This window comes from Streptomyces adustus (assembly GCF_009377175.1).
Taxonomy (GTDB): domain Bacteria; phylum Actinomycetota; class Actinomycetes; order Streptomycetales; family Streptomycetaceae; genus Streptomyces; species Streptomyces adustus.
The window spans coordinates 1-6,171 of the sequence record NZ_VJZD01000373.1 but is presented as its reverse complement, the minus strand read 5'-3'; the positions used below and the strand labels follow the sequence as shown (position 1 = coordinate 6,171).

Annotated in this window: 6 protein-coding genes; 5 read left to right on the top strand and 1 reads right to left on the bottom strand. The window is 73.7% G+C overall.

Annotated features, from left to right (window positions below; translation table 11 throughout):
• Positions 1-10: 10 nt before the first annotated feature.
• The 4 genes from FNH09_RS43520 to FNH09_RS43505 are packed head-to-tail and all read left to right on the top strand — an operon-like array spanning position 11 to position 4,023.
• Positions 11-1,351, top strand: coding sequence for an enolase C-terminal domain-like protein (locus FNH09_RS43520; RefSeq protein ID WP_162469987.1), 1,341 nt, complete (start codon positions 11-13; stop codon positions 1,349-1,351).
• On the top strand, positions 1,348-2,106 hold the full coding sequence (locus tag FNH09_RS43515) for an SDR family NAD(P)-dependent oxidoreductase (RefSeq protein ID WP_152895397.1): 759 nt from the start codon (positions 1,348-1,350) through the stop codon (positions 2,104-2,106). The genes FNH09_RS43520 and FNH09_RS43515 overlap by 4 nt, the downstream gene beginning before the upstream one ends.
• 20 nt (positions 2,107-2,126) lie before the next feature.
• Positions 2,127-3,104, top strand: coding sequence for an aldo/keto reductase (locus tag FNH09_RS43510; RefSeq protein ID WP_162469986.1), 978 nt, complete (start codon positions 2,127-2,129; stop codon positions 3,102-3,104).
• A 43-nt stretch (positions 3,105-3,147) separates the two neighbouring features.
• On the top strand, positions 3,148-4,023 hold the full coding sequence (locus FNH09_RS43505; protein WP_162469985.1) for an amidohydrolase family protein: 876 nt from the start codon (positions 3,148-3,150) through the stop codon (positions 4,021-4,023).
• A 31-nt stretch (positions 4,024-4,054) separates the two neighbouring features.
• Here the strand turns inward: FNH09_RS43505 and FNH09_RS43500 are convergent, their stop codons facing one another.
• Complete coding sequence (locus FNH09_RS43500) at positions 4,055-5,479, bottom strand: lipase maturation factor family protein (protein ID WP_162469984.1); 1,425 nt, start codon at positions 5,477-5,479, stop codon at positions 4,055-4,057.
• A gap of 141 nt (positions 5,480-5,620) precedes the next feature.
• Between FNH09_RS43500 and FNH09_RS43495 the strand changes: the two genes are divergently transcribed.
• Positions 5,621-6,040 (top strand): hypothetical protein, encoded by a 420-nt coding sequence (locus FNH09_RS43495; protein WP_152895395.1) that lies wholly within the window; start codon positions 5,621-5,623, stop codon positions 6,038-6,040.
• Positions 6,041-6,171: the final 131 nt, after the last annotated feature.

Sequence of the window (6,171 nt, the reverse complement as noted above, 5' to 3'; positions counted from 1 at the left end):
ATCCTCCCCCGTGCCCCCGTCCCGCGCCCGTGTCACCGCGCTCGACACCTACGACATCCGCTTCCCCACCTCGCGCGAGCTCGACGGCTCCGACGCGATGAACCCGGACCCCGACTACTCGGCGGCGTACGTCGTCCTGCGCACCGACGCGGCCGACGGCGACGAGGGCCACGGCTTCGCCTTCACCATCGGGCGGGGCAACGAGGTCCAGGTCGCCGCCGTCGAGGCGCTGCGCGGCCAGGTGGTCGGACGGGACGTCGCCGACCTGTGCGCCGACCCCGGCACGCTCGCCCGCGACCTGACCGGCGACAGCCAACTGCGCTGGCTCGGGCCCGAGAAGGGCGTGATGCACATGGCGATCGGGGCCGTCGTCAACGCCGCCTGGGACCTCGCCGCCAAACGCGCGGGCAAGCCGCTGTGGCGGCTCCTCGCCGACGCGGACCCGGCCTGGCTGGTGGAGCAGGTCGACTTCCGCTACCTCTCGGACGCGCTGACCCCCGCGGAGGCCCTGGACCTGCTGCGCCGGGGCAGGCGGGGCGCGGACGAGCGCCGCACCCGCCTGCTGGAGCGCGGCTTCCCCGCCTACACCACCTCCCCGGGCTGGCTCGGCTACGACGACGACAAGCTCGCCCGGCTCGCCGCACGGGCCGTCGCCGACGGGTTCCGGCAGATCAAACTGAAGGTCGGCGCGGACCTGGCGGACGACGTACGCCGCTGCCGGGTCGCCCGCGCGGCGGTGGGTCCGGACATCAGGATGGCGATCGACGCCAACCAGCGCTGGGACGTCGGCGAGGCGATCGCCTGGACGAAGGCGCTGGCCGAGTTCGACCCCTACTGGATCGAGGAGCCCACCAGCCCCGACGACATCCTCGGCCACGCGGCGATCCGCCGGGCCGTCGCCCCGGTGAAGGTCGCGACCGGCGAACACGTCCAGAACCGGATCGTCTTCAAACAGCTGCTCCAGGCCGGCGCCGTCGACATCGTGCAGCTCGACGCGGCCCGGGTCGGCGGTGTCAACGAGAACCTCGCCGTGCTGCTGCTCGCGGCCAAGTCCGGGGTCCCGGTATGCCCGCACGCCGGCGGGGTCGGGCTGTGCGAACTGGTCCAGCACCTGTCGATGTTCGACTACGTCGCGCTCTCCGGCACCACCGACGACCGGGTCATCGAGTACGTCGACCATCTGCACGAGCACTTCGTCGACCCGGTCGTCGTCCGCGACGGCCACTACACGGCACCCACCGCGCCGGGGTTCTCGGCCGCCCTGCGGCCCGACTCGATCGAGCGGTACACCTACCCCGGCGGCACCTTCTGGGCCGCCGACCTCGGCGCGCGCGAGGGACAGGCAGTATGAACGACTTCGAGGGCCTCAAGGCGCTGGTGACGGGCGGCGCCTCCGGCATCGGCCGGGCCACCGCGGAACTGCTCGCCGCCCGGGGCGCCCGGGTCGCCGTCCTCGACCTGGACCCCTCGGCCGTGGCCGAGCCCCTGCTCGCCCACCGCGCCGACGTCGGCGACGACGCCTCCGTACGGCAGGCGGTGGCCGCCGCCGTCGCCGACCTCGGCGGACTCGACGTCCTGGTGAACAACGCGGGCATCGGCGCGCAGGGCACCGTCGAGGACAACGACGACGCCGAGTGGCACCGCGTGCTGGACGTCAACGTCCTCGGGATGGTCCGCACCGCCCGCGCCGCGCTGCCGTACCTGCGTGAGTCGGCCCACGCGGCCGTCGTGCAGACCTGCTCGATCGCGGCCACCGCCGGTCTGCCGCGGCGGGCGCTGTACAGCGCGACGAAGGGCGCCGTGCTCGCCCTCACCCTCGCCATGGCCGCCGACCACCTCCACGAGGGCATCCGCGTCAACTGCGTCAACCCCGGTACGGCCGACACCCCTTGGATCGGGCGGCTGCTGGACGCCGCCGACGACCCGGCCGCCGAACGGGCCGCGCTGGAGGCCCGCCAGCCCAGCGGCCGACTGGTCACCGCGGCCGAGGTCGCGGGCGCCATCGCCTATCTGGCGAGCCCGCTGTCCGGCGCGACCACCGGCACCGCGCTCGCGGTCGACGGCGGGATGCAGGGCCTGCGCCCGCGCCCCGCGGCACCGCGTTGAGCACGCCCCGCGCCACGGCGGTGCGCACCCTCGGCCGCAGCGGTGTCGAGATCACCGCGCTGGCCTTCGGCGGCGCCGGGATCGGCAACCTGTTCACCGAGGTCGGCGAGGAACAGGCACGCGCGGCCGTCACCGCCGCCTGGCGGCACGGCATCCGCTCCTTCGACACCGCACCGCACTACGGCCTCGGCCTGTCCGAGCGCCGGCTCGGCGCCGCCCTGCGCACCCGGCCGCGGTCGGCGTACACCGTCGCCACCAAGGTGGGCCGCCGCCTTGAACCCTCGGACGGCAGGGGCGACGACCTCGCGGCCGGGTTCGCCGTGCCCGCGACCCACCGGCGTGAGTGGGACTTCAGCGCCGACGGCGTACGGCGTGCGCTGGACGCCAGCCTGGACCGGCTCGGCCTCGACCGGGTGGACGTCGTCTACCTCCACGATCCCGACGACCACGCCGAGCAGGCCTTCCGCGAGGGCTACCCGGCGCTCGCGGAACTGCGCGCGCAGGGCGTGGTCGGCGCGATCGGCGCGGGCATGAACCAGACGGAGATGCTCACCCGTTTCGTCCGCGAGACCGACGTCGACGTGGTGCTGTGCGCGGGCCGCTACACCCTGCTCGACCAGAGCGCGCTCACCGGGCTGCTGCCCGCGGCCCTGGCCCGCGGCACCTCGGTCGTCGTCGGCGGCGCCTTCAACTCCGGTCTGCTGGCCGACCCGAGGCCGGGCGCGACCTACAACTACACGACGGCACCTGCTGAGTTGCTGGCCCGTGCCCGTCGGCTGAGGTCCGTCGCGGAGGGGCACGGCACCACCCTGCGGGCCGCCGCGCTCGCCTTCTGCGCAGCGCACCCGGCCGTCGCGAGCGTCCTCGTCGGCGCCCGCTCGGCGGCCGAAGTCGACGACTGCGCCGCCCAGTTCGCGACCCCGGTACCCGCGTCCTTCTGGCGGGAACTGCGGCACACCGGCCTGCTGCCCGCCGAGGCGCCCGTCCCGGGGGAGTAGCCGACATGAAGCGCGCCCCGCGCACCCGCGGCCGGGAGTCGTCGTGACCGTCGACGCGCACCACCACGTCTGGGACCTGTCCGTCCGGGACCAGGACTGGCTGCACGCCCCCGGACTCGGGCCGCTGCGCCGGGACTTCACGATCGGCGACCTCGCACCCGAGGCCCGCGCGGCCGGGGTCGACCGCACGGTCCTCGTCCAGACGGTCACCGTGCCCGAGGAGACCCCGGAACTGCTGACGCTTGCCGCCGGGCACGACCTGATAGCCGGGGTGGTCGGCTGGACCGACCTCACCCGCCCGGACGTCGCCGACGAACTCGCCCGGCTGCGCGAACTCCCCGGCGGCGAACGCCTCAAGGGCATCCGGCACCAGGTCCAGGGGGAGCCGGACCCGCGGTGGCTGCTGCGCGCGGACGTCCACCGGGGCCTGGCCGCCGTGGCGGCGGCGGGCCTGGTCTACGACCTCGTGGTGCTGCCGCACCAGCTCGCCGCCTGCGCCGCGGCGGCCGACGCGCACGAGGGGCTCAGCTTCGTCCTCGACCATCTGGGCAAGCCGCCCGTCGCCTCGGGCCGGCGGGGGCCGTGGGCGAGCGCCGTGCGTGCCCTCGCCGCCCGCCCCAACACGGTCTGCAAGCTGTCGGGCCTGGTCACCGAGGCCGACCGGGCGACCTGGCGGGCGGCCGATCTGCGCCCTTGGGCGGACACCGTGCTGGACGCCTTCGGCCCGCACCGGCTGATGTTCGGCTCGGACTGGCCGGTGTGCACGCTCGCCGCGACCTACGCCGAGGTCCACGCGACCGCGCGAGGGTTGACCGCGGGGCTCGGCCCGGCCGAGCGCGCGCTGCTCTTCGAGGGCACCGCCACCGCCGTCTACGGCCTCGGGCCGGCCCCCGGGGCACCCGCTTCCGGACACCGGTAGGCACCTTGCCGACGGTGCCGGCCGGTGGCGCTCAGGACGACCGCTGGGCCACTCCCGCGAGCCGGGTCGGCGGCAGGTACTCCCGTACGTACACGCGCTCCCAGCACGCCCCGGTCTCCCGCAGTTCGCGCCAGGTGGTGTAGCGGTAGCGGAAGAGGCGGGCGCGGACGAAGTGCGGCGGCTCGTCCGGCGGGAACGGGGAGCGCCGCAGCAGCTTCAGCGTGTCGCGGTCGTTCTCCAGCAGCCGCTCCATCAGCGCGCCGAACCACGTCCCGGCGTAGCCGGGCGACAGCGCGGCGAACCACATCAGCCAGTCCAGCCGCAGATGGTACGGCGCGAACTGGCGCGGCCAGTGCCGTGGGTCGCCCGGCTTGCCCCGGAACTCGTACTCCCGCCAGTCCGCGTCCTCGTGTGGCGCGGTGTCGAGCGTGCCCTCGACCACCACCTCGTAGCGGACCCGGCTGACGCTGCCGAACGCGCCGTAGGTGTTCACCAGGTGCAGCGGGTCGAAGGACCGGTTCATGACCTGCCGACGGGAGATCATGTTCACCACCGGGTGGTGGCTGAGGAAGAGCAGCAGCGCGGCGACGGCGAGGACCAGGACCTCGTACCAGAGCGGCGGAGCGGACGGCGGCGGCGGGGGGCCGGGCAGCCGCAGCGCGGGCACGGCCAGCACGATGGTGATCCAGTTCAGCCAGGCGAAGTTGCCCGACAGCACCAGCCAGAGCTGGGTGACGATCATCAGGGACCCGGCGGCGGTCGCGACGGGCTGCGGGGTGAACAGCAGGAAGGGGACGATCAGCTGGGTGAAGTGGTTGGCCGCCACCTCCGCCCGGTGCAGCGGCTTGGGCAGATGGTGGAAGAACCAGCTCAGCGGTCCCGGCATGGGCTGGGTCTCGTGATGGTGGTAGAGGCAGGTCAGCTTCCGCCAGCACGCGTCGCCGCGCATCTTGATCAGGCCCGCCCCGAACTCGACCCGGAACAGGATCCAGCGCAGCAGGAACAGCACCACCACCGGCGGGGCCACCTTGTCGTTGCCCAGGAAGACGGCGAGGAAGCCCACCTCCAGCAGCAGGGACTCCCAGCCGAACGAGTACCAGGTCTGGCCGACGTTGACGATCGACAGGTACAGCGCCCACGGCACCAGCCACAGCAGCATCGCGCCCCACAGGGGCAGCAGCGAGTCCACGCCCGCGAGCAGGGCCGCCGAGACCGCGCAGCCCGCCCAGGCCCAGCCCGCGAAGAAGCGGTCGGAGTAGTGCAGATGAAACACGCTGGGCGCCAGCCGGAACGGCATCCGGGCGACGAAGCGCGGCACCGGCAGCATTCCGCGCTCGCCCATGAGCGCCCGGAACTGGCGGGCCGCCGCGAGGAACGCCACGAGGTACACGGCGGCCAGTCCCCGCTGGAAGACCAGCCGGGTCAGCCCGTACTCGGTTGCGCTGAACCAGTTCACGGCCGCTCCCTCTCCTCCATTCTGCCGCCCTCACGCTCCGTGTCCGATGCCTCCAGTTGCGTAATCCACGCGAAGCACGCAAACAATAGTCCTGAATCACCCGAAATGGTGCTAATCATCAAAATGATCCAGGAGTGCGCGGTGCGGACAATCATCAGAGCCTTCGTCCTCGTCTGCGCGCTCTCGGTGGCGCTCCTGGTGGCCGGCTGCGGCCAGGGCGCGCCCGAGCGGCCGGGGCGGACCACGGGGTCGCCCCGGCCGGCCGTCGACGTGGGTCAGCGCCGCGCCGCCCTGCCGGGCGAGTCCGGCATCGCCGCCGCGACGAGCGCCTCCGAGTCGCTGTCCGACGAGATAGGCCCCGCGCGCGTGCCGGAGATACCGGACCTGCCCGACGGTGGCGGACTCATCCCCGACGACCCGGACGGCAGCGACGACTCCGGCACCCCGACCGGAACGGACGGCGCGGGCGACTCCGGCCTCGTGGGCGGCGTGGCGGGCGACCTCGCGGACGGTGCCGCCGGAAGCATCTTCGACAGCCCGACCGATCTCTTCGTCCACTGATCCGGTCCCGACCGCGCGCATCGGGTCGGCGACGGATCGTGCGTACCGGTCGAAGAATCGGACAAATGCTGGCAAAGTGGGCCCATGGCTGATCGGGGAGCGAGCGCCGTGTCACTCCCGGACGACTGGCC

What these genes read in the sequence shown, in the direction of transcription:
- FNH09_RS43515 (WP_152895397.1), top strand. Translation starts at nt 1,348, where the DNA reads ATGAACGACTTCGAGGGCCTCAAGGCGCTGGTGACGGGCGGCGCCTCC.